Raw genomic sequence first — 25,923 nt, 5'->3', positions numbered from 1 at the left:
CATCCCCATTATTCATGCGCCATCTGATCAGTATCACTCAGTAATGGATTGATATGTCACTTTACAAATTTCCATTGAATCAAAACGTAGTCGATGCCACGCAAGAGCGAATAAAATGGACCCTGGAGAATTTATCCAGGGTGTGCGTCTCTTTTTCAGGGGGAAAAGATTCCACCGTCATGTTACATCTGACGGCATTATGCGCTCGTAAAATGAAACGCAAAATAGACGTTCTCTTTATAGACTGGGAAGCGCAATTTACTTACACCATTAATCATGTCGAACATATGCGCGCCTTATACAGCGATGTCATCGATCGTTTCTGGTGGGTCGCGCTTCCCCTCACCACGCAAAATTCCCTGTCGCAATTCCAGCCAGAGTGGCAATGCTGGGAACCCAATACCGAGTGGGTACGGCAACCGCCTGACGATGCCATAACAGATCCCGCCTTTTTCCCCTTTTACCAGGGGGGAATGTCTTTTGAGACCTTTGTGCGCAGTTTCTCGGACTGGTTCTCTCTCAACCGACCGGCCGCCGTCATGGTCGGGATACGCGCCGATGAGTCATACAACCGTTTTCTGGCTATCGCATCAGCGCGTAAACAACGCTTTGCCGATGATAAACCCTGGACGACCGTCGCCCCGGGTGGGCATGCCTGGTATATCTATCCTCTCTACGACTGGAAAACCGCGGATATCTGGACCTGGTTTGCAAAAACCGGCAATAGCTATAACACACTTTATGACCTTATGTATCAGGCCGGCGTACCACCGCGCTATATGCGCATCTGCGAACCTTTTGGCCCGGAACAGCGTCAGGGCTTATGGCTCTATCATGTTGTAGAGCCCGAACGCTGGGCGACCATGTGCGCACGTGTCAGCGGCGCGCGCAGCGGCGGAATTTACGCCGGGCACGACAACCATTTTTACGGCCACCGCAAAATACTCAAGCCGGACCATCTTTGCTGGCGGGAATATGCCCTGCTGCTTCTCGACAGCATGCCGCAGAATACGGCCGAGCATTACCGCAATAAAATCGCCATATATCTGCACTGGTACCAGAAGAGGGGCATGGAGGATATTCCCGATACCCAGGAGGGCGATATCGGTGCCAAAGACATCCCTTCATGGCGCCGCGTTTGTAAGGTTTTACTTAATAACGACTACTGGTGCAGAGCGCTGTCTTTCAGCCCAAACAAACCCAAACATTATCAGCGCTACAGCGACAGAGTGAAGGCAAAACGCAAGGAGTGGGGCATTTTATGCGACAAAGAATAATCAACGAAATCGAAACGTACCTTCAGTCACTTCCTGAAGAGGACCAAATTAACGCCATTAATGCCTTTCGCCAGGCACTGCATAAATATAGCCCGTTTAACGATCAACCCATCGACTGCGTATTGTGGATCAAACAGGACGCTATCACGGCTAACGATTACAACCCCAATAATGTTGCCCCACCGGAAAAACGGTTGCTCATTAAGTCGCTGGAACTTGATGGATTCACCCAGCCTATTGTTGTAACAGAAAACGAACCACAACATTATGAAATTGTGGATGGTTTTCATCGTCATGAGATTGGCAAAAGTCGGGCTGCGTTAAAGCGCAAGCTGAAGGGTTACCTGCCTGTCACGTGCCTGCGTCAGGAACGACTCGGTAAATATGACCGCATGGCCTCGACCATCCGACACAACCGCGCACGCGGGCGGCATCAAATTAACGCGATGTCTGAAATCGTTCGAGAACTTGCGCAGCTTGGCTGGAGCAATGAAAGAATTAGCGAAGAGCTCGGTATGGATGGTGACGAGGTGCTGCGTCTCAAACAAATCAACGGCCTGCTGGAACTGTTTGCAGACCGTCGTTACTCAGAAGCCTGGACGGTGAAATAATCAGAGCGTGTTCAAACGCTCTGCCGCGGCCAGTAGCGTCGATTCCTGCTTCGCAAAGCAGAGACGAATCAGTTTATGCGGAAAAGGATCGGCGCAGAACACCGACAATGGAATAGCGGCCACGCCGACTTCTTTTGTCAGCCACTGGCAGAAACTGACATCATCCAGATCGGAAATGGCGCTGTAGTCAGCCAGCAGGAAGTACGTCCCTTCGGAAGGCAAAATTTCCAGGCGGCTTTGAGCCAGTGCGGTCACAAACAGATCCCGGCGTGCACGGTAAAAATCCGGCAGGTCGCGATAATGCTGTGGTTCATCGCGTAGCATGTCCGCCAGCGCCAGCTGAGCCGGGGTATTCACCGCAAACGTCAGGTACTGGTGTACCTTACGTAACTCAGCGCTGATGGCGGCAGGTGCCACGCAATACCCCACCTTCCAGCCGGTCATATGGTACGTTTTGCCAAATGACGACACGGCCACGGCACGTTCACGAAGCTGCGGATGGGCCAGCACGCTGGCGTGCCCTTCTTTAGTAAAACAGATGTGCTCATACACCTCGTCGCTCAGGACATAAATTTCACGCTCGGCAATGGCCTGCCACAGCGCGGCAAAATCGTCTTTCTGCCACACGCTCGCAGACGGGTTATGGGGCGTATTCAGGATCACCAGCCGCGTTTTATCGCTCAGCAGCGCAGCGAACGCCCGCCAGTCCGGGCGGAAATGCGGCGGCTGCAGCGCCACGCGTTTCACCACGCCGCCAGAGAGTTCAACCGCAGGCGCGTAGCTGTCGTAACTGGGGTCAAAACAGATGACCTCATCGCCCGCGCGCACCAGCGCGGTGATGGCCGCATACAGCGCTTCGGTCGCCCCTGCCGTCACCGTAATGTCGCTATTCGCATCCGGTTTATGGCCATACAATTCCGCCGTTTTATCCGCAATGGCTTCCCGCAGCGCCTGCACGCCCGTCATCGGCGCATACTGATTTGCTCCCTGCGCAACGTGGTACGCCAGTCGTTCCTGCAACCAGGCCGGTCCGTCAAAATCCGGGAATCCCTGAGAGAGATTAATGGCGTTGTGCTGCTGCGCCAGTGCGCTCATCTGCGTAAAGATGGTGGTGCCGAGATTAGGAAGTTTACTCTGAGGAATCAATGCGTTATTACTCATTATGCGGTGCCTGCATGTAATACTTATGTTGCTGCCACTATAACACGATGTTACCATTTGGCAATCAAGACGCTTAGACGTCTATACCATATCAATATTCCTGGTCGAGAGGTAAAAGGCAATGGCAGACAACCTGCAACTCACACAACTTGTCGACGCCTGCCGCTGGATTGGCGCCAAAGGCTGGGCACCCGCCACCGGTGGCAACATGTCTGTGCGACAGGATGAACACCTCTGCTGGTTGAGCGAATCCGGTAAAGACAAAGGCAGCCTGACCACGGCGGATTTTCTGCAGGTCGAGATCGCCACAAACCGTGCGCCGTCAGGCCGCAAGCCGTCGGCAGAGACCGGGCTACACACCCTCATTTATCGCCTGTTCCCCGAGGCCAACGCTGTCCTGCACGTTCACACCGTCAACGCGACGGTGCTGTCACGTCTGGTCAGGGAAACCGAGCTGAACATCAGCGGCTTTGAAATGCAAAAATCGCTTACCGGACAGGCCACCCATCTGGATACCGTCTCCATCCCGGTGTTTGATAATGACCAGGATATCGACGCCCTCGCCTCGCGAATCGCCCATTACGCGCAGGAACGCCCGCTTAATTATGGTTTTCTTCTGCGCGGTCATGGCTTAACCTGCTGGGGACGCGATGTGGCCGAGGCCCGCCGTCATCTGGAAGGACTGGAATTTCTTTTTGAATGCGAAATGCGTTTACGACAACTGGAGAGAGTATGATTCGCGCAATTGTGACGGATATTGAAGGGACCACCAGCGATATCCGTTTTGTCCACGATGTTTTGTTCCCCTACGCGCGTGAGCGGCTGGCGGCGTTCGTCACCGCGCAGCAGTACGCCGAGCCGGTCAAATCCATTCTGGACAATCTGCGCGATGAAATCGGTAACCCGCTCGCCAGCGTCAGCGAGCTTATTGACGCCCTCTTTGCCTTTATGGATGAAGACCGTAAATCCACGGCGCTCAAAGCGCTGCAGGGGATCATCTGGCACGATGGCTACGTGAATGGCGACTTTACCGGCCACCTCTACCCGGACGTCCTGCCTGCGCTGGAAAAATGGAAAGCGCAAGGGATTGATCTCTATGTTTATTCCTCGGGATCGGTCGCCGCACAGAAACTGTTATTTGGCTACAGCGACGAAGGTGATATTACTCATCTGTTCAGCGGCTATTTTGATACCCACATCGGCGCCAAGCGCGAGGTGGCGTCTTACCAGAACATTGCGGCCCAAACGGGCATCGCGCCGTCGCAGATCCTGTTCCTGTCAGATATTCATCAGGAGCTGGACGCGGCTGAACAGGCAGGCTTTCGTACCCTGCAGCTGATTCGCGGCGATGATGACGGGGCAAGCCATCACCATCAGGTCCACCAGTTTGACGAGATAAACCCGGAGCAGATCCCTTCATGAGCGCATTAACTGTCTATTCTGATAAAGACGCCAGTCAACCAAAGTGGCACAGCACCGACGCCGCCGAGATCGCCCGGCAGCTCAACGCCAAAGGCGTACGTTTTGAACGCTGGGACGCGGACCGCGATTTAGGTCAGGATCCCGCCCCGGAGGCGGTGATTGAGGCTTACCAGCATGCGATCGACAAACTGGTGGCAGAGAAAGGTTATCAGAGCTGGGACGTCATCAGCCTGCGGGCCGATAACCCACAAAAAGACGCGCTGCGCGCAAAGTTCCTGAGCGAACATACTCACGGCGAAGATGAAGTGCGCTTCTTCGTGGAAGGCGCGGGATTGTTCTGCCTGCACATTGGCGATGAGGTTTATCAGGTGCTGTGCGAGAAAAACGATCTGATCTCCGTACCCGCGGGTACGCCGCACTGGTTTGATATGGGTTCAGAGCCGAACTTTACCGCGATCCGTATTTTTGATAACCCGGAAGGCTGGGTGGCGCAGTTTACCGGTGATGCGATCGCGGATGCGTATCCACATCTGGCATAATCTTTTCTCCCTCTCCATGTGGGCTGAGGAATCCCCGGTAATTTGTTAGCAGAAGCAATAAGCTGCTTTCAGAATGACTGAAGGCTTTCAGCGATGCCCTGGTCCGGCTGTAAATCGCCGAAGCGTTTCCGTAAGGCCGGGGCGAGGCGCATGGATGCGCCGAGAGGGCGTGGCCTGCAGGGATGCAGGCTCATGCCCGACCCGATAGCCTGAAGGAATAAGCTGAGGGCACCGCGACGCGGCGATTTACCGCCGGGAGCCCGGGTTGCCAGGGTGGTGGCGATTGAGCCACCCTGGCACGTTCACCGGTCATGTCGTTACAGAGTAGCAAAGAACATTACGTGAACGGAATGACCACTAAAGCCGTATGTTCCCCTCACCCTAACCCTCTCCCAAAGGGAGAGGGGATTGTTCCGTGCTGACATAATTTTGTGGGGAAATCTCAACCCTTTGGGAGAGAGGTTCTAAGCCTTTTCACATACCCCACCAGCTGATCCAGCACAATCCCCCACCCTTCGTGGAAGCCCATCTGTTCATGCTGCTCGCGGATCTCCTTCGTCGGGTGGCGCGCAATTGCCGTATAGCAGGTTTTGCCCTCGCCCACCTCCTCCAGCAGCAAAATCGCCGTCATAAACGGCTTCTCGGCCGGTTTCCAGCCTTCCGTATAACCGTCGGTAAAGACCAGTTTTTTTCCCGGGTCGATTTCAAGAAACACACCCCGGTTATCCATCCGCTGTCCGTCCACCTCAAATACGGTATTGAACCGACCGCCCACGCGCAGGTCGAGGTCGCATTCGGTCACTTTATGGGGAGCAGGAATAAAGAAGTTTTTGATGTGCTCGGGCGTGGTCCAGCAGAGCCACAGCAGGTCGCGCGGTGCATCCACCACGCGCTCCAGTTTTAAGTCAGTATCAGGATCAAGCGTCACGATATCGTCCTCTAAAGGGAACCCCTTAAAGGATAGCCGGACTCAGGCGAATTTCCCGTTTGCCACCTCTTCCGGCGTCACTACGCCCGTATCCAGCACCCAGCCGCTAATCAGCGAGGCTGGCGTAACGTCAAACGCCGGGTTATAGACCAGGGCGTTTTCCGGCGCCCACTGCACCGCCCCAAAGCTTCCCGCAACGCCCGTCACCTCACTGGCGGCGCGCTGCTCAATCGGGATCGCATCCCCATTCGGGCACTCCGGGTCGAGGGTTGTTTGCGGGGCAGCCACGTAGAACGGAATGCCGTGGAATTTCGCCAGCACCGCAAGGGAATAGGTACCGATTTTGTTCGCCACGTCGCCGTTAGCGGCAATGCGATCGGCCCCTACCCACACGGCGTCCACTTCCCCTTTTGCCATCAGGCTGGCGGCCATGGAATCGGTAATCAGCCGATACGGCACGCCCAGCTCGCCAAGCTCCCACGCGGTCAATCTGCCGCCCTGCAGCAGCGGACGGGTTTCATCCACCCAGACGTTGCTGACATTTCCCTCCTGATAGGCGCGGGCAATCACGCCCAGCGCCGTGCCCACGCCCGCCGTTGCCAGCCCGCCGGTGTTGCAGTGGGTCAGCAGGCGGCTACCGGGCGTCACCAGCGCGCTGCCCGCGCGGGCGATAGCGTCGCACAACTGCCTGTCTTCAGAAATCAGGCGTAGCGCTTCAGACACCAGCGCCGAAACGAAATCTTCCTGCCAGAGCGCCAGCTTCATACGGTCAAGGTTGTTCATCAGGTTCACCGCCGTCGGGCGGGACGCGCGCAGGGTTTCCAGCGCCACGGCGAGTTCATCACGGCTTTTGCCGCTTTCCGCCAGCAATGCCAGCAGCAGGCTTGCAGAGAGACCAATCAGCGGCGCACCGCGCACGCGCAGAGCATGGATATGCCCGACCAGCGTCTCTACCGTGGAGGCCTCAAGCCAGCGTTTCTCCTGCGGAAGCGCCTGCTGGTCGAGAATAAAGAGCTGATTATCCGCCACCCGCAGGCTGGTCGTCTGTAATGTCTGCATGTCGTTAATTCCCTGTTGCGTTGTTGTAGCACATTGTGTCAGGATGAAATCCAGATGTATAGACGTCTACATGTCTTTATTAGCAAACTCGTGAGGAGCAGGCCATGTCGCAATACCGTACCTTTACCGCTCAGGACGCCGTGGAGTATGCCAGGCAGTTTGGTGGACTCGACGATCCTTCCTCGCTGGTGGAGGCGCAGGAAGTGGGCGACGGCAACCTCAATCTGGTCTTCAAAATTTTCGATGCCCAGGGCACAAGCCGCGTCATCGTCAAACAGGCGCTGCCCTACGTGCGCTGCGTCGGCGAGTCCTGGCCGCTGACGCTGGACCGCGCCCGTCTGGAGGCGCAAACCCTGGTCGAGCATTACCAGCACAGCCCGCAGCACACCGTGAAAATCCACCACTTTGACCCGGAACTGGCGGTGATGGTGATGGAGGATCTCTCCAGCCATCGCATCTGGCGCGGCGAGCTGATTAAAAACAATCACTATCCTCATGCCGCGCGTCAGCTGGGTGAATACCTCGCATACACGCTGTTCCACACCAGCGATTTCTACCTGCATCCGCACGCGAAAAAAGCGCAGGTAGCGAAATTCATCAACCCGGAGATGTGTGAGATCACCGAAGATCTGTTCTTCAACGATCCGTACCAGATCCACGAACGCAACAACTACCCGGTCGAGCTGGAAAATGACGTCGCCGCCCTGCGCGACGATGCCCAGTTGAAAATTGCCGTGGCCTCCCTGAAGCATCGCTTTTTCTCACACGCTGAAGCGCTGCTGCACGGGGATATTCACAGCGGCTCCATTTTTGTGGCGGACGGCAGCCTGAAGGCCATTGACGCCGAGTTCGGCTACGTTGGCCCGATTGGCTTTGACGTCGGCACGGCCATTGGCAACCTGCTGCTCAACTTCTGCGGCCTGCCGGGGCATCTGGGTATTCGCGATGCCGCCGCCGCCCGCGAGCAGCGCCTGATCGACATTCAGGCGCTGTGGAACACCTTCGCGGAGCGCTTCCAGGCATTAGCAAACGAAAAAACGCGAGACGCCGCGCTCAGTGCGCCGGGCTATGCTTCCGCGTTTCTGAAAAAGGTCTGGCATGACGCCATTGGTTTCTGCGGCACCGAACTGATTCGCCGCAGCGTCGGGCTTTCCCACGTCGCGGATATCGACACCATTCAGGATGACGCCATGCGCCACGAATGCCTGCGCCATGCGATTACCCTCGGCAAGGCGTTGATTGTCATTGCCGAGCGCATCGACAGCGCGGAAGAGCTGGTGGCACGCGTGCGGCAGTACAGCTGAGTGCTTCTGGTTTTCTCCCTCTCCCCGTGGGAGAGGGTCGGGGTGAGGGCACCAAACCGCACTCACCCTAAATACTCAATCACCGACAACCCACCGTTATAATCCGTGCTGTAGATAATCCCCTGAGCATCCACAAACACGTCGCAGGACTGGATCACCTGCGGGCGATTCGGCCGCGTATCCATCATTCTTTCCGGCGCAGCTGGCACCAGCGCACCGGTCTCCACCGGGCGATACGGGTTGGAAATATCATACGCGCGTACGCCCGCGTTCTGGTAAGTGGCAAAAATCAGCGTCGAGCTGACAAAACTCCCCGGCCGGTTCTCGTGCAGGTTGTGCGGCCCAAAGTGCGCCCCTTTCGCCACGTAGTCGGTTTCATCCGGCTGCGGGAAAGTCGAGATACTCACCGGGTTCGACGGCTCGCGGATATCAAACAGCCAGATCAGCTTCTCCCCATCCTCCTGGTTATCCAGCACCGCTTCGTCGAGCACCACCAGCAGGGAACGGTCCGGCAGCGGCAGCGCGGTATGCGTCCCGCCACCAAACGGCGGGCTCCAGTTGCGATGGCTAATCAGCTTTGGTTGAGTGCGGTCTTTCACGTCCAGCAGCGTCAGGCCACCGTCGCGCCAGCTCCCATAGGCGGTATCGCCGGCGATAATCGCGTGGTGCAGCGCGTAGCGCTTCCCTTCGGGCCAACTGGGCTTTTCCCCTTCGGCCTGGTTCATCCCCGGCAGCCACCAGCGCCCCGCCACTTCAGGCTTGCGCGGGTCGGCCAGATCGATGGTCAGAAAGATATAATCGGTAAAGCCGTCAATCAGCGCCGACACGTACGCCCAGCGCCCGCCGACGTACCAGATGCGGTGGATCCCGATGCCGTTCAGCGAAAGAAAGCCGATTTCACGCGGCTTGTCCGGGGTAGAGATATCAAACACCCGCAGCCCGGCGCTCCAGCCTTTGTCCCGCACGTCGCTGACGGTCTCCCCCACCTGACGGGTGTAGTAAACCTTCTCATCGGCAAAGCGGGCATCGGCAAACAGATCCCGGGCGTTGATCACCAGCAACAGATCGTCATGTGCCTGCAAATGCACGTTCCAGGTGCCGGGCGGCGCGGGAACATAACCTGCCGCTTTCGGGTTTTTCGGGTCGCGCACATCGACGATGGAAAAACCCTGCGACACCATATGACCGATATACGCGAAACCGTGATGCACCATCAGCTGCACGCCGTCCGGGCGACCGCCCTGGTCGCTATGGCCAATCAGCCGCATATTGCGGCTGTATTCGGGCGTAGGGAGCACACTCATTTATTTTTAGCTTCCAGCGTCGCAAACCACGGCGCGATAAAATCGTCCGTCTGGCCCCAGCCCGGAATGATTTTCCCAAGCGACGCCACGTTCACCCCACCCGGCTGGGCGGTCAGCAGCGCCTGCGGAATGGCAGCGGCTTTAAAGTCATAGGTTGCCGGGGTCGCTTCTCCGGCAATCTTATTGGCGATCAAACGCACGTTGGTTGCGCCAATCAGCTTCGGATCCACCGCCACGCTTACCTTCCACGGGCTGCCCGGCTCACGCATCAGCTGCAGATCCTGGTTAGATATATCGATGCTGTAGAGTTTGATCTCGGTGCGTCCGTTCTCTTTCAGCGCCTTATACGCGCCCTGGCTGAAGGCATCCCAGGTGCCCCAGATAGCGTCGATTTTTCCTTTCGGGTATTTCGCCAGGATAGCGCCCACCTTGTTGGCAGTATCCCCCTGCACGTCAGAGGAGACCGCGCCAATGGATTCCAGCTCTTTGATCTCCGGATACTGTTTTTGCAGTTCCTTGTACGCCGCCTGACGACGCTCCATCGGCGGGAAGCCCGCCACCCACAGCTTGACAATATTGGCCTTGCCGTTGAAATCTTTCGCCAGCTGGCCGAAGGAGAGGTTCGTCAGCGAAGCATCATCCTGCTGAGTAACGGTCACGCCCGGGATCTCGCCGTTCACCGCCGTATCAAACACGGCGACTTTAATCCCGGCATCCACCGCCTTCTTCACCAGCGCGGTGGAGTACGGATCGCGCCCCTGAGACAGGATAATCCCGTCGTACTTCTGGCTGATTGCCTGGTTCACGAAGTCCTGGAATTTGGCATCGTCCCCGTTGCTTAAAAAAGTGCTGACCTTAAAGCCGAGTTTCTTCCCTTCCTGAATCGCCCCCGCCACAAACTGCGTGGTGTTGTCGTCGGAGCCGAGGTTGCGGATCACCGCGATGCGGATCGGACCCTCGTGGTTCGCAATGGCAGCCGGCACCGGTGCGGGCGTGGCCGCGAAGCCTGGCAGCGCAGTCAATAATCCAAGTGCTACCAATGAGCGTGCAATTTTTTTCATTTTTTATCCTGTTGTGTTATCAGCGTTTTTGTATGTAGGTCATCGCCAGCGCCACCGCGAGCACCAGCCCTTTTATAATGTCCATGGCGTAATACGGCACGGAGAGCATCACCAGCCCGTTCGACAGCACGCCGAGAATAACTGCCCCAACCAGCGTCCCCAGCGCGTTCGGCTTGCCGGAACCCGCCAGCGAGAAGCCGATCCACGCCGCGGCCACCGCATCCATCAGATAACCGCCCCCGGCATTCACCTGCGACGAGCCAATGCGCGAGGCCAGCAAAATCCCGCCCAGCCCCGCCAGCAGCGAGGCGATCACGTAAGCTGCCACCTTGTAGCGCGTGGTGCGAATACCGGAGAGGCGCGCGGCTTCCGGGTTGCCGCCGATGGCGTACATGCGTCGGCCATGCGTGGTGAGGGACAATCCCAGCTGCGCGAGAACCGTCACCACCAGCATGATGATGACGATGGTCGGCACCTGCCCCAGCAGGCTGAACGCCGCCGGAATGGTCCCTTCCGCCATATCACCGCTCAGCAGCACCATGTTTTCGGTAATCGACCCGCCATAGCTGTAAGTCATCGCCACGCCCTGGATCACAAACAGGCTGGCGAGGGTCGCGAGCATGTCCGGAATACGCAGGATGACGATCAGAAACGCGTTGAACAGCCCCACCAGCGTGCAGAGCGCAAGGGTAATCAGAATCGACTCGGTAGTGCCGAAGCCGTGCCAGACGAAAAGCGATATCACCAGCGCGTTTGCTAGCGACGCGGTGGATCCCACGGAGAGATCGAACCCGCCGACGGTCAGCGAAATCGATACGCCAATGGCAATCACCGTCACGATGGCGATCGCGCGCAATATGTTGATGATGTTGTTCGGATCGAGGAAGTTGTCCGAGGCCAGGCCAAACACCGCCACCAGCGCGACGACGGTCAGCAGCATGCCCCACTTGTAGAGAAAATCGAAAATATGCTGACGGCCTGACGCCGCCGCAGTCACTGAAAGGGCCTTACTCACGACGCCGATCCTCCGGTTGAATAATAAAGTAGTGTCTCTTCACGGGCCTCGGCCCCGGCGATTTCCGCCACGATACGTCCGTCCCACAGCACGCAGATGCGGTCGCACAGCCCGACCAGCTCGGCAAATTCACCCGAGGCATAAATCACCCCTTTGCCCTCGCGCGCCAGGCCGTCAATCAGCTGGAACAGATCGGTTTTGGCTTTCACGTCCACGCCCTTAGTCGGCTCATCGAAAATCAGCACGCTGGCATCATTACGCAGCCATTTACCGATGGCGACCTTCTGCTGGTTGCCGCCGGACAAACGGCGCAGCACCTGCCCCGGCCCCCGCGCACGCACGCCGACGCGGGCAATCACCTCTTCTGCCCAGCGCCACGCCTGACGATGACCAAACAGGCTCCAGCGCGAGAAGCTGTTATCGGCGCACACGGCAAGGTTCATGCTCACGGGCTCGTCGATAAAAATGCCCTCCTTGCGCCGCTCCTCCGGCACCAGCGCCAGCCCGCGCAGCACCGAGTCGGCCGGGTCGCGCGGTTTCCAGGACTGATGATTCAACTCGCCTTGTGTCACCCGGCTTTTCGTGGCGCCAAACAGCGCCTTGCAAAGTTCGGTTTTGCCCGCGCCCGCCAGACCGGCAATGCCCAGAATTTCGCCTTTGCGCAGGTGAAGGGAGATATCTTTCAGCAGCGCGTCATCGTGCAGGCCCTCTACGCGCAGCAACGTTTCGTCGCTGTGCGGGGGGCGAGCAGGCGGGTAAATATCGCTCAGCACGTGGCCAAGCATCTTCTCAACGATCGCTTCGCCGCTGAGATCGGCCATCGGGCCGGACTCAATCAGCTTGCCGTCACGCAGCACCGTCAGGGTGTCGCAGATGGCTTTCAGCTCGTGAATACGGTGCGAGATAAACACTACGCCGATGCCCTGCTGCTGCAGGCGTCTCACCACCGCAAACAGGCGCTCGCTTTCGTGTGCATCCAGCGGTGCGGTGGGTTCATCCAGAATTAAAAAACGGCAATGATGGGACAGCGCCCGCGCCAGCAAAATCTGCTGTTTTTCAGCAAGCGTGCAGCTGTCGACCGATCGCCGAACATCCATGGACACGTCCAGTTGCGCCAGCGCCTGTCTCGCCTGGTGACGAACCGCACGCCAGCTGAAGCGGTGCCCGGGCTGCGCAAGCTGGTCGAGCATGATGTTCTCGGCAATGCTCAGCCCCGGGATCAGCGCCACGTCCACTTCCTGCTGCACAAGGTGAATGCCCAGCCGCTTGGCGTCCAGCGGCTCGCGGATCGTCACCGACTGGTTGTTAATGCAAATCTCGCCTTCATAGCGATCGTGCGTTCCGCACAGCACCGCCATCAGCGTCGATTTCCCCGCGCCGTTGGCGCCGGTCAGCGCATGCACCGACCCTCCGCTCAGGGTAAAGTCCACCCGTGACAGCGCCTGAAAGCCGGAAAAGGCCAGGCTGATACCACGCATCTCAAGGCGACTGGAAACCATCCGCGTAAATCCTTCATTACTCTTCTGATTTATCGAATTTTTCACAGCGCCGGTTGACTGACAACGACGGAAAAGGCATAAGATAAAGCGAAATATTATTAGCCATCCGGATGTCCAAACATAACATCGGGTTAGCGCGTGCTAAAAAAGGACAACACCATGAGCAATACCGATATCCGCGTCGTGCCCGGCCCGGCGAACTACTTCTCCCACCCAGGCAGCCTTGCGCATCTCAATGATTTCTTCACGCCAGAGCAGCTTTCCCGCGCGGTGTGGATTTACGGCGAGCGCGCCATCGAAGCCGCGCGCCCTTTCCTGCCAGCGAGCTTTGACGCGCCGGGGGCAAAACACCTGCTGTTTAAGGGCCACTGCAGCGAGCGCGACGTCAGCCACCTGGTGAATGAAGCCGGCAGCGACGTCAGCGTGGTGATAGGCATCGGCGGCGGCGCGGTGATGGATACCGTCAAAGCCGTGGCGCGCCGTTCAGGTGTACCGTTCGTGGGCATCCCCACCATCGCCGCGACCTGCGCGGCGTGGACCCCGCTCTCCGTCTGGTACAACGATGAAGGCCAGGCGTTGCAGTTTGAGATTTTCGACGACGCGAACTTCCTGGTGCTGGTGGAGCCGCAGATCGTTCTCAATGCCCCGGCGGAATACCTGCTGGCGGGCATCGGCGACACGCTGGCGAAGTGGTACGAAGCGGTTGTGTTGGCACCTGAGCCGGAAAACCTGCCCCTGACCGTGCGGCTGGGCATCAACAGCGCGCTGGCGATCCGCGACGTGCTGCTGGAACGCAGCGAAGAAGCGCTGGCAGACCAACAGCGTGGCGAGTTATCGCAGGCGTTCCGGGACGTAGTGGATGCGATCGTTGCCGGCGGTGGAATGGTCGGCGGTCTGGGCGAGCGCTACACCCGCGTGGCGGCGGCGCATGCCGTACATAACGGCTTAACCGTGCTGCCGCAGACGGAAAAATACCTGCACGGCACCAAGGTGGCCTACGGCATTCTGGTGCAAAGCGCCCTGCTCGGCCAGGACGACGTGCTGGCGCAGCTGGTGGCGGCCTATCAACGCTTTAACCTGCCGACCCGGCTACGCGAACTGGACGTTGATATTAATAACCGCGACGCGCTGGATAAGGTTATTACCCACACCCTGCGTCCGGTGGAGTCGATTCATTATCTGCCCGTTGAGTTAACCCCTGACGTTCTGCGCGCCGCGTTTGAGAAGGTGGAAACATTCCCCCGTTAAATGCGCCGACCGTCTATACCTAATGATGATTCTCACCACTCTCTCGCAACGAGGTCATGATGCAGATCGATTTAACAGGTAAGAAAGCGCTGGTTACCGGCGCCAGCCGTGGGTTGGGCCGTGCGATAGCCCTGTCGCTGGCCCGCGCCGGTGCCGATGTGGTTATAACGTATGAAAAATCAGCCGATAAAGCCCAGGCGGTCGCCGATGAGATAAAAGCGCTTGGCCGATACGGTGAAGCCGTACAGGCTGACAGCGCCAGCGCGCAGGCGATTCAGGATGCCGTCACCCATGCGGCGCGCGCGCTCGGCGGGCTGGACATTCTGGTCAACAACGCCGGGATCGCGCGCGGTGGCCCGCTGGAGTCCATGACGCTGGCTGACATCGACGCCCTGATCAACGTCAACATCCGCGGCGTGGTGATCGCCATTCAGGAAGCGCTGGTGCACATGTCTGACGGCGGGCGCATCATTAACATCGGCAGTTGCCTGGCAAACCGCGTGGCCATGCCCGGTATTGCCGTTTACTCCATGACCAAGTCGGCCCTCAACTCTCTTACCCGCGGCCTGGCGCGCGATCTCGGCCCGCGCGGCATCACCGTCAACCTGGTGCATCCCGGTCCGACCAACAGCGATATGAACCCGGAGGACGGGGAACAGGCGGAAGCCCAGCGCCAGATGATTGCGGTCGGCCATTACGGTCAGCCGGAAGACATCGCGGCGGCAGTCACTTTCCTTGCCAGCCCGGCCGCCGGGCAGATCTCCGGTACCGGTCTGGACGTGGACGGCGGTTTGAACGCCTGAACGCATATTTTCTGCAAGCCTCTGTCACCCGGCAGAGGCTCTTCCGGGCCGCCTCGACGGTTTGCGTTTTGCCGCTTTCTCGCGGTTTTTCGCCACTCTACAGTACCCCATTAGAAATTCGGATTTTATCTAATAGTCTTATTATTTCCTTATATTTTGTGTGGGCGTACAGTGGAGGTACGGATGAAGATTGTCTGGTCAAAGAATGCAAAGAAAGAGTTTTCCAAAATCGATGGCCGATATCAGCGAAGAATCAAAGTTAAACTTTCTGAGCTAGACGATCGCTCAGCTCCCCGGCCCGATATCAAAAAAATATCGGCGACAGAAAATCATTTCCGGCTACGCGTTGGCGATTACCGCATTCTGATTACACTTCGGGACGATCCCGATAAACATTGTTATGTTTTGGCCGTCAAGCACAGAACATCAACGACCTACCTTCACGAGGAGAAAGCCCCCTATGGCTGTTCAGCTAATTAAGGACGATGACGGAAAAACGCAGTACGTGGTTATTCCCTATGATGAATACTTTCGTATGTGCTTACAGATGGCAGAAATCGACGACGAAACCGACGATGATCTGGAGGATATTGAAGTCGAACACGATTGTTATGATGACGTAGGTTTACCGGGGGAAGTGTGCGACATCATGCATAGCGAGAACGTCAGCCTGCAGGCCGCGTGGCGCATCCATTGCGGGTTATCCCAGCAGGAGGTGGCGCAGAAACTCGGCATCACCCAGTCCGCCGTCTCACAGCTGGAAGCGCTGGACTCCCGTCCGCAAAAGCGCACCCGCGAAAAGCTCGCGGCAATTTACGGCTGCAAGCAGGAACAGATCAGCCTCTATTTACCGAAAGAGGGTTAACAGCACTTCGCCCCGCCCTTGCCGCCGTAGCGGGCGTCCTGGCGGTCGCGGAAAAAGGCTTCGTAGGTCATGGGCGTCTGGTCCGGGTGGTTGACGCGCATATGTTCAACGTAGTTGTCGTAGTCCGGCACACCAATCATCATTTTGGCGGCCTGGCCCAGGTACTTACCTGCTTTGGAGAGGGTGTCGAACATCGTTCTGGTCTCACAGAAAATGTAGGCCGGGTAAGCGCTAGCGCCACCCGGCACACTGGTTAATGCGCCCCTTTCGCCTGGGTGACAATCTCTTCCAGGTTTTCAGGCATTGGCTCATACGGTATCTCTTTCGCCGTTGGCTTATCCACTTTCAATGCTGCAAGCGCGGTTTTAAGAGAATACAACGCCAGCACCACGACCACCACCATAAAGAAGATGGTCAGCCCGGCATCCAGACGGTTATTAAATACCAGCTGCGACAGCTGAGACTCGGTGTACTGCGCCGGGATCTTGCCGCTGTCGATCATCGCCTGGAACTTATTGGCAATCGCCAGGAAGCCCACTTTGTTATCCGGGCTGAAGGCTTTCTGCCAGCCTGCCGTCAGGGTACAGATCAGCAGCCACGCGGTCGGCACCAGCGCCACCCACGCATAGCGCTGGCGCTTCATTTTAAACAGCACCACCGCGCAGAGCATCAGCGCCATGCCTGCCAGCATCTGGTTAGCGATACCGAACAGCGGCCAGAGCGTGTTAATGCCACCGAGCGGATCCACCACGCCCTGATGCAGGAAGTAGCCCCACGCCAGCACGCACAGCGCCGTCGCCAGCAGGTTTGCCGGGAGCGAATCGGTACGCTTCAGGTTCGGGGAGATCACCCCCAGCAGATCCTGCAGCATAAAGCGCGCCGCACGCGTACCGGCATCCACCGCCGTCAGGATAAACAGCGCCTCGAACAGAATGGCGAAGTGATACCAGAACGACACGTCCATCAGCCCACCCAGCGCACCGTGCAGAATGTAGGCCATACCCACCGCCAGCGTTGGCGCACCACCCGCACGGGAGATAATTGACTGCTCGCCCACCTCATTAGCGATATGCGTCAACGTTTCAGGGGTAATCGCAAAGCCCCAGCCGCTGACCACCTGCGCAGCAGACGCCACGACGTCAACGGTCCCGGCCGGGGCCAGTACCGCCATCGGGCTGTTCATCGCGAAGTAGACGCCCGGGTCGATAATACAGGCGGAAACCAGCGCCATAATGGCGACGAAGGATTCCATCAGCATGCCGCCGTAGCCAATCAGGCAGGCCTGATTTTCATTCGCCAGCATCTTCGGCGTGGTCCCGGAGGCAATCAGCGCGTGGAAACCAGACACCGCACCGCAGGCGATGGTGATAAACAGGAACGGGAACAGGTTGCCGGTCCAGACCGGGCCGGTACCGTCGATGAACTTAGTCAGCGCAGGCATGGTCAGGGTCGGACGCATAATCAGAATGCCGATCGCCAGCCCGACGATGGTACCGATTTTCAGGAACGTAGAGAGGTAGTCACGCGGGGCCAACAGCAGCCATACCGGCAGTACCGCAGCCACAAAGCCATACCCCACCAGCATCCAGGTCAGCTGTATACCGGTAAAGTCGAAGAACGGTGCCCAGGTCGGGCTTTCCGCCACCCAGCCGCCGGAAATAATGGCGAACACCAGGAACACCAAGCCAATCACCGACACTTCACCAATGCGGCCCGGGCGCAGGTAGCGAATGTAGATCCCCATAAACAGCGCCAGCGGTATGGTGAACGCGACGGTGTACGTCCCCCACGGACTGTGGGTCAGCGCTTTCACCACAATCATCGCCAGCACCGCGAGGATGATCACCATGATCATAAAGGTCGCCACCAGGGCAATCACCCCGGCGGTTGCCCCCATCTCCTCTTTCACCAGTTCACCCAGTGAACGGCCGTCGCGGCGAGTGGAAACGAACAGCACCATGAAGTCCTGCACCGCGCCCGCCAGCACCACGCCCGCGAGGATCCAGATCATCCCGGGCAGGTAGCCCATCTGGGCCGCCAGCACCGGCCCCACCAGTGGGCCCGCCCCGGCAATCGCCGCAAAATGGTGACCGAACAGCACTTTTTTGTCGGTCGGGACGTAGTCCAGACCGTCATTGTGACGCACGGCAGGCGTCATGCGCGTCGCATCAACGCCCAGGACGGTTTTCGCGATAAAGCGGCCATAAAAACGATACGCGATCAGATAAATGCAGACGGAGGCGACAACGATCCAGAGCGCATTGATCTGTTCCCCCCGGTTGAGGGCGATATAGCCCAGGGCAAAAGCTCCCACAACGGAGAGCCCTGCCCATGTAAGGTATTTCCCTGAGTTGTTCATTGTGGTTATCCGTTGTTGTGAAACAGTGAGATGTTACATTTTGTTTCTAGAACAACGGCAAAAATTTAACAACTCTGAAACGCAATAATGTGTGGTCAAACCAGAGATTTACACCACAGTGTTAAGCCGATCACTTTCAGCTAAATGACTTACCCCAACACCATCGTACTCAACCTGCAGGTACAGCATCGTCGTCCCTGCTCGTCGAAAACCACAATTTCCCAGCTCTGGTTTGTTCTCCCCAGATGCAGCGGCTGGCACACCCCACGCACCTTCCCCTGCGCCACGGCACGGTGGTGTGTGGCGTTCAGTTCGGTGCCCACGACGCTTTGCCCGTCACGGGTCATCAGAAATCCGGCCATCGACCCCAGCGTTTCCGCCAGCGCGGCTGAGGCGCCGCCGTGCAGCAGGCCAAACGGCTGATGGGTACGCGCATCCACCGGCATCTCGGCCTCGAGCGTGTCGTCGCCGAGGCGGGTATAGACGATGCCCAGATGCGCCACCAGGGTGTTCATGCTGGTCGCGTTCAGCTCGTCGAGCGATAAATGACGTTTCCAGATCATTTACGCCCCCAGCGTGGAGCCGCCGTCCACCACGATATCCTGCAGAGTAATATGGCTGGCGGCATCGGAGGCAAGGAACAGCACGGTACTGGCAATCTCCTGCGGACGGGCGATTTTGCCAAGCGGAATACCAAGCTTGAACTGCTCGCCAAAACCGCGAATGCGCTGCTGCTCCGCATCGTCGTTTGTCCACAGGGTGCGCTGCATATCGGTGTCCGTTGACCCCGGCGACACCAGGTTACAGCGTACGCCGCTGCCCGCCAGCTCCAGGCCGACGGTCAGGGCGAGGCTTTTCAGTGCCGCTTTCGAGGCGCCGTAGGCGCTCATCCCGATACGCGGCGTATGTGCCGCGTCAGAGGCGACGGTGACGATCGCCCCGCCCTGCTGACGGCGAAACTGGCCCATCGTCTGCTGGAAAAGGTTGAACGCACCGCCAACGTTGACCGCGAAGGTCTGCTGCCAGTCCTCCTGCGAGAGCTGGTCCGTCGCCCCCATACGCAGAACACCCGCCGCGTTGACCAGCACGTCCAGGCATTCAAGCGAAGCCAGCACGCGGCCACACACGTCACTCACCTGCGCGGCATTTGCTACGTCCAGCGTTTCAGTCGCGAAGGGATATTCGTCCTGCGGGAAGGCCAGATCGAACCCGGTCACCTGCGCGCCCGCGTCAACAAACGCCAGCGCCGTCGCGTAGCCTATCCCCTTCCCCGCGCCCGTCACCCAGACGGTTTTGCCGCTGAAATCAAATCCCGCCATCACTTCACCTCGCGGGAGAGCAGCGCCCACCAGGCGTCGAGGGTAGGATTTTTGGCCAGCATCACGAAGTCGATATCGCCATGCACTTTGCGCCAGCGGGCGGCCAGCGCCATCATGCGCACAGAGTCCAGACCATAGTCGATCAGGTTTTCGTCATCCATCGGCTCATCGGACTCGTCCAGCAGCGGCAGGATCAGCGCGCGCAGCGCGGTTTTCGTTGCCGGAATGGACGGCAGCAGCTCGTCGGTCATCACCACGCGGCCTGAACGCCCGGCAACGTAGTTGAGGGACATCAGATGCTCGTCGCGGGTGAAATCCGCCAGCGCGTCGGCGATAAAGAACGGCTTGATGTCGCGCATAAAGGCATCGGTCGCGGTGGTCATACAGCCGATGTGGGCGTACACGCCGGTAATCAGCAGCTGGTTGCGGCCGGTCTCTTTCAGCATCTGCTCCAGCGGCGAACGATGGAACGCGCTATAGCGCCACTTCACCAGCACGGTGTCCGCTTCGTCCGGCGTCAGTTCGGCCACAATACGCTGCTGCTCCGGCGAGCGGGTCAGGCCCGGCCCCCACATGTCGTTCAGCAGGGCGCGGTCCTCATCGCTCTGCTCTTTTGGCTGCGCGGTGTAGTACACCGGAATATTGTGCGCTTTGCAGTACCCGCGAAGTCTGGCGATATTCGCGACCACCTGCTGCATCATGGCGCTGTTTTCGCCCCAGAAATTCAGGAAATACTCCTGCATGTCGTGGATCAGCAGCGCGGCACGTTCTGGCTCGAACGCCCAGTTCACTTTATTGGCTGGCAGTTCTGCAGCGGTCGGCAGCGCGTAAGCGGTTAATTTTGGAATGGCCATACTCTGTTCCTCAGCCCTGTGCCCGTTCAGCCAGCCACAGGCGCAACTGTTTCTTATCGACTTTGCCGACCGGCGTCAGCGGGAGCGCATCCACGCTCTCCACGCGGTCCGGCAGTTTAAACTCGGCAACGCCCTCCTCGCGAAGGAAGCGGCGCACCTCGACCGCGCGCAGGGGCTTTTTCACCACCAGATACGCGCAGCTCTTTTCGCCCAGCAGGCTGTCCTCCATGCTCACCAGCGCGGCGTGGATCACCGACTCATGGCGCAGCAGCAGGTTTTCGATCTCTTCCGCGGCGATCTTCTCTCCGCCGCGGTTGATCTGATCTTTCTCGCGCCCCTGCACGGTGATGTAACCCTGCTCGTCGATGGCGATCAGATCGCCGGAGCAGTAAAAACCCTCAGCGTCGAAAGCGCTGGCGTTGTGTTCCGGGCTGTTAAAATAGCCGCGGAAGGTGTACGGCCCGCGCGTCATCAGACGCCCGACTTCCCCGCGCGGCAGCGGATTGCCGTGTTCATCTGCCACCCACACTTCGTCGTCCGGACACATCGGGCGGCCCTGGGTATTGATGATGCGTTCCGGCGCGTCGTCGAGCGCGGTGTAGTTCACCAGCCCTTCCGCCATGCCAAATACCTGCTGAAGCTGACAGCCGATTTCCGCCGGAATGCGCGCGGCAAGCGTGGCGGAAAGGCGCGCACCGCCCACCTGCAGGAGCTTGAGAGATTTAAGCTGTGCGTTCCCCGCGCCGTCGGCAATCGCCTGCAACCACAGGCTGACCGCCGGTGGCACCAGCGAGGTGACGTTGATCTGATGTTGCTCAATTAACGGGAAGCAGAGCGTGGCGCTCGGGTCGCTCGCTAACACCACACAGCCACCCGCCGTGAAAACGCCTAACGATCCCGGCGAACTCATGGCGTAGTTATGTGCTGCGGGTAGCGCGTTCAGATAACGGGTCTTCGCGGTAATGCCGCAAATCTCGTTGCTGCGGCGGATGCTGTAGTCGTAATCGTTGTGCGTGCGCGGGATCAGTTTCGGCGTGCCGGTGCTCCCCCCGGAAAGCTGAAAGAAGGCCACTTCATCGGCGGGCGTCGGGTTCGGGATGACGTTGTCCGCCGGGCGGGCAATCGCCGCGTCCAGGGCGTGTTCGCCCTTATCGCCGCGCAGGAGCACGACGCGTACCGACCGATGCGTATCCACGAAGGTGTTGAGGAAATCATCGTCCGCAAACAGCGCGTGATCGCGATCGGCAATCAGCACGGCGGGTTTGATCTGCATAGCGTAGGCGTTCAGTTCGCTGCGCTGATGGCTAAATAGCGCGTTGACCGGCGCGACGCCGATTTGCAGCAGCGCAAAGAAGGTCATGTAGAACTCGGCCACGTTGCCGAGCTGTACCAGTGCGGTCTCGCCACGGTGCAGCCCCTGCGCCTGAAGTGCGGACGCGAGGTTGTTCACCGCCTGATTAAAGTTACGATAGGTGATACGCCGATCGCCGTCGATAATCGCCACGGCATCGCTGTCCGCATGGTCCGTCAGGATGTGGGTCAGCGGCAGATCCTGCCAGTAGCCTTTTTCTCGGTAGCGACGGGCAAAATCCTCCGGCCAGCGGGTAAAGGGAATGGTCATCAGTCTTCCTTAGTGCAAACCAAACACGTTGAGCATGGTGGAAAGCTTCACACCGGTTTCACGCCATTCGCCCACCGGAGAGGAGGCAGGCACAATGCCCGCGCCAGCAAACAGGCGAACGGTATTTTTATGCAGCCGCGCGCAGCGGATGGTCACCACCCACTCGCCGTTCCCTTCGCTGTCGCACCAGCCGACGATGCCGCCGAACAGCTCGCGATCAAACGGTTCCAGCTCGGCAATCAGCGCTTTCGCCGCCTGATGCGGGAAGCCGCTCAGGGCCGGGGTCGGGTGCAGCAGGCAGGCCAGCGTCAGGGCGTTCTCGTTTTCACGCGCCTCGCCCTCCACCGGCGTTGCCAGGTGCCACAGCGTTGGCGTGGTAATGAGCTGCGGAGAAGACGGCATGCTCAGGTGATGGCTGCGCGGTTCCAGAATCGCTTTCATCACCTGGGTGACCAGGTCGTGCTCGTGGCGATCTTTTTCGGACGCCAGCAGCTTATTACCCGCCTCGCGATCCAGTACATCGTCCGGCTGACGACGCGCGGAGCCTGCCAGCGGCAGCGAGCTAAAGTGCGCGCCCTCTTTGCGCAGCAGCAGTTCCGGGCTGGCGCCGAGCAGCACGCCCCCGTCCTCCAGCGGTACGTGGAAGTTAAAACTGGCCGGATTCTGGGCGATAAGGCGCTCCATCAGGGCACCGCTGTCCAGCTTTTTGTCAGCCGCGATATCAATCAGGCGCGACAACACCACCTTGTTCACCCGCGGGGTGGCGGTGAGCGACGCTGCACGCGCGACCATCTCTTCAAACACGGGCTGCGCAGGGATCTCGGTGCGTTGTTGCACCTTCAGCGCCTGTGAACCGGAGAAATAACGTGCGGATTGCTGACGCGCAGGACGGGAAAAGGTCTGCCAGCGTTGCGGAATAAACAGCGACGACGGCTTGCGGGTATCAAAGGGAATGGCACCCACCATCACCGGATGGGCAATGCCGCTGGCTTTCGCATTCCGGAAAGCCTGGGCTAATTTTTGCTGGAAGTGACCTGCCGGATCGTCGCCGCCGACGGCGGGTTCACTGAAGCGGGCAAAACAGCCGGAGGTGGTAAAACTGCGGTAAGGCGACATAAAGAAAAAGCTGTCTGATGGCAGCGTGGTCGCGGTGTGCTGAACTTCCTCAGCCAGGGACGTGTCCATATCATCCTCCACAAACGATAAAAGAAGCAATAATGATTATCATTTATATTTTCGTCGGCTAACCTAATCCCACAGCGCCCCGCTGTCAACCGTCGGACAAATAACTTATGCGACAAACGCTTGCATCCCTTCCCGGCAACCATGAAAATGAGAAGCATTATCTTCAACAAAAACAGGATGCCGAGCTGTGAATCTTCCCGCCCTTTTCCGTAATGCCCTTTTTTTAACAGGCGTATTTGTTTTAGGCGTTACCTCATCGATTGCCGCCGACTGGCCGCGTCAGGTCACCGACAGCCGTGGCGTTCATACCCTTGAGCACAAACCGACGCGCATTGTCTCCACCAGCGTGACCCTGACCGGCTCCCTGCTGGCAATTGATGCGCCGGTTATCGCCAGCGGTGCGACCACGCCGAATAACCGCGTCGCGGATGCGCAGGGTTTCCTGCGCCAGTGGGGAGACATTGCGAAACAGCGTAAGGTTGCGCGGCTGTATATTGGTGAACCCAGCGCAGAGGCGGTGGCCGCCCAAATGCCGGATCTGATTTTGATCAGCGCCACCGGCGGGGATTCGGCGCTGGCGCTGTACGATCAGCTCTCGGCCATCGCGCCCACGCTTATCATCAACTACGACGACAAAAGCTGGCAGGAACTGCTGACGCAGCTGGGCACGATGACCGGACACGAAAAGCAGGCCGCCGAGCGCATTGCCGCATTTGATGAACAGCTCGCCCAGGTGAAGCAGCAGATGACGCTGCCGCCGCAGCCAGTGAACGCCATCGTCTATACCGCCGCCGCACACACGGCGAACCTGTGGACCACGGAATCGGCCCAGGGCAAGCTTCTGCACCAGCTGGGCTTTACGCTGGCGGACCTGCCTGCCGGGTTGCATACCTCGAAAAGCCAGGGGAAACGCCACGACATTATTCAGTTGGGCGGGGAAAACCTGGCGACGGGGCTAAACGGCGAAGGGCTGTTTGTCTTTGCCGGCGACCAGAAAGACGTGGATGCGATCTACGCCAACCCGCTGCTGGCGCATCTGCCAGCTGTGCAGAACAAGCGCGTCTGGGCGCTGGGAACGGAGACGTTCCGCCTGGATTATTACAGCGCGATGTTGGTGTTACAGCGTTTAGAGGCAATTTTCAGGTAATAACTGCGCCCGGTGGCGCTTCGCTTACCGGGCCTACGGGTGCAAAATGTAGGCCGGGTAAGGCGCAGCCGCCACCCGGCAAATCACACCGGAGCACTCTCCTGCCTGAACCGACGCAACTCCACCAAAACCGCCAATAAAATCACGCCAACAACGGCTAACACTAACCCGCTGCTGCTCGCCGAGGCCACCGGGCTCATGACGGCTCCCAGTCCGCCAAGGATCGCCGCACCGATCGCATCCCCCGTCACGTTCTGCGCGGTCCACAAACCGTTAATGCGCCCGAGCATCCCCTCCGGCGTCTGGGTCTGGATCAGGGTGTACTGTAAAAGCGAGCTGATGGCGCTCAGCCAGCCAAAAATCGTCAGACACATCACCCCGAGCGCCCACACCGGCATCAGGCTGAAGAAGCCAATGGCAACAAACGAGGCCAGCGTGGCAAGCAGCATAATCAGCCCCGGACGCGCGCTCTGCGCCAGATGACCGCTGGTCAACGCGCCGCACGCCGCGCCGAGCGGAATGGCGGCGTAGAGAATACCGATTTCCGAGGCGCTCATCTGCCACTCGCCCGCCAGCGCCGGGTACAACACGCGCACCGCGCTCGCCATGGTCAGCAGACCACCGAGCAGCGCAATGCCGCCAATCAGCGGGTTGCTGAACAGAAAACGAATGGCCGCCATCAGGGACTTCAGCGGATGCTCACGCGGCTGCGGCGGAGGTGGCAGCAACGGCAGGCGCAGCAGCGTCAACGTGGTAATGAAGGTTCCCGCCGCCGCCAGCCCGTAGTTCCACGCCACGTTGCCGGTGGCCAGCAGCAGGCCACCCACCATCGGCGAAATCACCGAGCCGAGGCGCACGGTAAGCATGGTGATCGCCCCCGCCTGCATCAGATTCTCACGCCCCACCAGCGCAGGCGTCGCCGCCAGCAGCGCCGTCACGCCTAGTGAGGCAAAAAAACCGTCCCACAGCCCCAGGGCGTAAATTGCCATCAGCGACGGCTCCGGCAGCAAAGCGTTAATACACAGCCCGATAAAGCCCACGCCACAGGTGCCGCGCGCCAGCAGGATCAGTTTTTTACGCTCGTAGCGGTCCGCCAGCACGCCGCCGACCATCAGGCCGATAAACATTGCGCTGCCGGTTAACGTAACCGATAACCCCACCAGCCAGCTGGAGTGCGTCATGGCCTGGATCTGGACCGGCACCGCCACGCCGAGCAGCCCGAGGGACAAAATGGAGATAAAGCGCGCGATAAAAACGGCGCGATACGCCGGGTGCGTTTTGAGCAGGCTGAGGTTGAGCAGCCAGGATTTTTGATTCATGACAAAGCCTTGAGTCTATTTCT

Annotated in this window: 26 protein-coding genes; 11 read left to right on the top strand and 15 right to left on the bottom strand. The window is 58.9% G+C overall.

Annotation, left to right across the window (positions count from 1 at the left end; genetic code table 11):
* Window positions 1-53: 53 nt before the first annotated feature.
* Both AAER43_RS05970 and AAER43_RS05965 read left to right on the top strand, forming a co-directional pair.
* Entirely contained in the window at window positions 54-1,277 is a 1,224-nt protein-coding gene (locus AAER43_RS05970; RefSeq protein ID WP_023332379.1) for a phosphoadenosine phosphosulfate reductase, read from the top strand.
* Window positions 1,262-1,888, top strand: a complete 627-nt coding sequence (locus AAER43_RS05965) for a ParB/RepB/Spo0J family partition protein (protein WP_014882971.1) — start codon at window positions 1,262-1,264, stop codon at window positions 1,886-1,888. The genes AAER43_RS05970 and AAER43_RS05965 overlap by 16 nt, the downstream gene beginning before the upstream one ends.
* Here the strand turns inward: AAER43_RS05965 and AAER43_RS05960 are convergent, their stop codons facing one another.
* Window positions 1,889-3,049, bottom strand: coding sequence for a pyridoxal phosphate-dependent aminotransferase (locus tag AAER43_RS05960; protein WP_023336908.1), 1,161 nt, complete (start codon window positions 3,047-3,049; stop codon window positions 1,889-1,891).
* A gap of 121 nt (window positions 3,050-3,170) precedes the next feature.
* Here AAER43_RS05960 and AAER43_RS05955 point away from each other — a divergent pair, with 121 nt between their 5' ends.
* Genes AAER43_RS05955 through AAER43_RS05945 form a run of 3 tightly spaced genes read left to right on the top strand, consistent with a single transcriptional unit; the run spans window position 3,171 to window position 5,010 of the window.
* The gene (locus tag AAER43_RS05955) at window positions 3,171-3,785 is read left to right on the top strand and encodes a methylthioribulose 1-phosphate dehydratase (RefSeq protein WP_014882969.1); all 615 of its coding nucleotides are present in this window, start codon (window positions 3,171-3,173) and stop codon (window positions 3,783-3,785) included.
* Window positions 3,782-4,471: an acireductone synthase gene (gene mtnC, locus AAER43_RS05950; protein ID WP_050863297.1), complete on the top strand. Its 690-nt coding sequence runs from the start codon at window positions 3,782-3,784 to the stop codon at window positions 4,469-4,471. Before AAER43_RS05955 ends, mtnC begins: the two co-directional genes overlap by 4 nt.
* On the top strand, window positions 4,468-5,010 hold the full coding sequence (locus AAER43_RS05945; protein ID WP_050863296.1) for an acireductone dioxygenase: 543 nt from the start codon (window positions 4,468-4,470) through the stop codon (window positions 5,008-5,010). Before mtnC ends, AAER43_RS05945 begins: the two co-directional genes overlap by 4 nt.
* 442 nt (window positions 5,011-5,452) lie before the next feature.
* Here AAER43_RS05945 and AAER43_RS05940 read toward each other — a convergent pair whose 3' ends face one another.
* A complete protein-coding gene (locus tag AAER43_RS05940; protein WP_050863295.1) occupies window positions 5,453-5,938 on the bottom strand; it encodes an SRPBCC family protein in 486 nt (161 codons plus the stop codon).
* 42 nt (window positions 5,939-5,980) lie between these two features.
* Window positions 5,981-6,997 (bottom strand): S-methyl-5-thioribose-1-phosphate isomerase, encoded by a 1,017-nt coding sequence (mtnA, locus tag AAER43_RS05935; protein WP_050863294.1) that lies wholly within the window; start codon window positions 6,995-6,997, stop codon window positions 5,981-5,983.
* 104 nt (window positions 6,998-7,101) lie between these two features.
* Here mtnA and mtnK point away from each other — a divergent pair, with 104 nt between their 5' ends.
* A complete protein-coding gene (mtnK, locus tag AAER43_RS05930; RefSeq protein ID WP_050863293.1) occupies window positions 7,102-8,301 on the top strand; it encodes an S-methyl-5-thioribose kinase in 1,200 nt (399 codons plus the stop codon).
* A gap of 62 nt (window positions 8,302-8,363) precedes the next feature.
* Here mtnK and AAER43_RS05925 read toward each other — a convergent pair whose 3' ends face one another.
* From AAER43_RS05925 to AAER43_RS05910, 4 genes are read right to left on the bottom strand one after another with little or no spacing between them, the layout of a single operon-like run.
* Complete coding sequence (locus tag AAER43_RS05925; protein WP_050863292.1) at window positions 8,364-9,605, bottom strand: LVIVD repeat-containing protein; 1,242 nt, start codon at window positions 9,603-9,605, stop codon at window positions 8,364-8,366.
* Window positions 9,602-10,666 carry a sugar ABC transporter substrate-binding protein gene (locus AAER43_RS05920; RefSeq protein ID WP_023336903.1) on the bottom strand — a complete coding sequence of 355 codons (1,065 nt, stop codon included), beginning with the start codon at window positions 10,664-10,666 and terminating at the stop codon, window positions 9,602-9,604. The genes AAER43_RS05925 and AAER43_RS05920 overlap by 4 nt, the downstream gene beginning before the upstream one ends.
* Window positions 10,667-10,685: 19 nt before the next feature.
* Window positions 10,686-11,681, bottom strand: coding sequence for an ABC transporter permease (locus AAER43_RS05915; RefSeq protein WP_050863291.1), 996 nt, complete (start codon window positions 11,679-11,681; stop codon window positions 10,686-10,688).
* Entirely contained in the window at window positions 11,678-13,180 is a 1,503-nt protein-coding gene (locus tag AAER43_RS05910) for a sugar ABC transporter ATP-binding protein (protein WP_050863290.1), read from the bottom strand. The genes AAER43_RS05915 and AAER43_RS05910 overlap by 4 nt, the downstream gene beginning before the upstream one ends.
* A 159-nt stretch (window positions 13,181-13,339) precedes the next feature.
* On the opposite strand from AAER43_RS05910, the gene AAER43_RS05905 reads away from it, so the two are divergent.
* The 4 genes from AAER43_RS05905 (at window position 13,340) to AAER43_RS05890 (ending at window position 16,096) form a co-directional block, all read left to right on the top strand.
* Window positions 13,340-14,428, top strand: a complete 1,089-nt coding sequence (locus AAER43_RS05905) for an oxidoreductase (protein ID WP_023336901.1) — start codon at window positions 13,340-13,342, stop codon at window positions 14,426-14,428.
* A gap of 59 nt (window positions 14,429-14,487) precedes the next feature.
* Complete coding sequence (locus AAER43_RS05900) at window positions 14,488-15,231, top strand: 3-oxoacyl-ACP reductase family protein (protein WP_014882958.1); 744 nt, start codon at window positions 14,488-14,490, stop codon at window positions 15,229-15,231.
* A gap of 183 nt (window positions 15,232-15,414) precedes the next feature.
* Window positions 15,415-15,711, top strand: coding sequence for a type II toxin-antitoxin system RelE/ParE family toxin (locus AAER43_RS05895; RefSeq protein ID WP_023336900.1), 297 nt, complete (start codon window positions 15,415-15,417; stop codon window positions 15,709-15,711).
* On the top strand, window positions 15,692-16,096 hold the full coding sequence (locus AAER43_RS05890; protein ID WP_023336899.1) for a helix-turn-helix transcriptional regulator: 405 nt from the start codon (window positions 15,692-15,694) through the stop codon (window positions 16,094-16,096). The genes AAER43_RS05895 and AAER43_RS05890 overlap by 20 nt, the downstream gene beginning before the upstream one ends.
* Here AAER43_RS05890 and AAER43_RS05885 read toward each other — a convergent pair.
* The 7 genes from AAER43_RS05885 to entC form a co-directional block, all read right to left on the bottom strand.
* Window positions 16,093-16,290, bottom strand: a complete 198-nt coding sequence (locus AAER43_RS05885; protein ID WP_014169079.1) for a YbdD/YjiX family protein — start codon at window positions 16,288-16,290, stop codon at window positions 16,093-16,095. The two genes, AAER43_RS05890 and AAER43_RS05885, sit on opposite strands and share 4 nt — an antisense overlap.
* A 59-nt stretch (window positions 16,291-16,349) precedes the next feature.
* Window positions 16,350-18,455 carry a pyruvate/proton symporter CstA gene (gene cstA, locus AAER43_RS05880; protein ID WP_050863289.1) on the bottom strand — a complete coding sequence of 702 codons (2,106 nt, stop codon included), beginning with the start codon at window positions 18,453-18,455 and terminating at the stop codon, window positions 16,350-16,352.
* 149 nt (window positions 18,456-18,604) lie between these two features.
* Window positions 18,605-19,018, bottom strand: a complete 414-nt coding sequence (gene entH / locus AAER43_RS05875) for a proofreading thioesterase EntH (protein WP_045268266.1) — start codon at window positions 19,016-19,018, stop codon at window positions 18,605-18,607.
* Window positions 19,019-19,774 carry a 2,3-dihydro-2,3-dihydroxybenzoate dehydrogenase EntA gene (gene entA / locus AAER43_RS05870; RefSeq protein WP_050863288.1) on the bottom strand — a complete coding sequence of 252 codons (756 nt, stop codon included), beginning with the start codon at window positions 19,772-19,774 and terminating at the stop codon, window positions 19,019-19,021.
* Window positions 19,774-20,628, bottom strand: a complete 855-nt coding sequence (locus tag AAER43_RS05865) for an isochorismatase (RefSeq protein WP_050863287.1) — start codon at window positions 20,626-20,628, stop codon at window positions 19,774-19,776. The genes entA and AAER43_RS05865 overlap by 1 nt, the downstream gene beginning before the upstream one ends.
* Before the next feature lie 10 nt (window positions 20,629-20,638).
* Entirely contained in the window at window positions 20,639-22,249 is a 1,611-nt protein-coding gene (gene entE / locus AAER43_RS05860) for a (2,3-dihydroxybenzoyl)adenylate synthase EntE (RefSeq protein WP_050863286.1), read from the bottom strand.
* 9 nt (window positions 22,250-22,258) lie between these two features.
* Complete coding sequence (entC, locus tag AAER43_RS05855) at window positions 22,259-23,434, bottom strand: isochorismate synthase EntC (RefSeq protein WP_057057551.1); 1,176 nt, start codon at window positions 23,432-23,434, stop codon at window positions 22,259-22,261.
* Window positions 23,435-23,621: 187 nt separating this feature from the next.
* Here entC and fepB point away from each other — a divergent pair, with 187 nt between their 5' ends.
* Window positions 23,622-24,581 (top strand): Fe2+-enterobactin ABC transporter substrate-binding protein, encoded by a 960-nt coding sequence (gene fepB / locus AAER43_RS05850; protein ID WP_014882949.1) that lies wholly within the window; start codon window positions 23,622-23,624, stop codon window positions 24,579-24,581.
* Window positions 24,582-24,664: 83 nt separating this feature from the next.
* On the opposite strand, the gene entS is transcribed toward fepB, so the two are convergent.
* Window positions 24,665-25,900 (bottom strand): enterobactin transporter EntS, encoded by a 1,236-nt coding sequence (gene entS, locus AAER43_RS05845; protein ID WP_014882948.1) that lies wholly within the window; start codon window positions 25,898-25,900, stop codon window positions 24,665-24,667.
* Between the last annotated feature and the right edge of the window lie 23 nt (window positions 25,901-25,923).

The organism is Enterobacter sp. FUJ80071 (assembly GCF_038739915.1).
Taxonomy (GTDB): Bacteria; Pseudomonadota; Gammaproteobacteria; order Enterobacterales; family Enterobacteriaceae; genus Enterobacter; species Enterobacter kobei.
The sequence above is the reverse complement of the archived record's forward strand: the minus strand, read 5'-3'. Positions and strand labels throughout refer to the sequence as shown.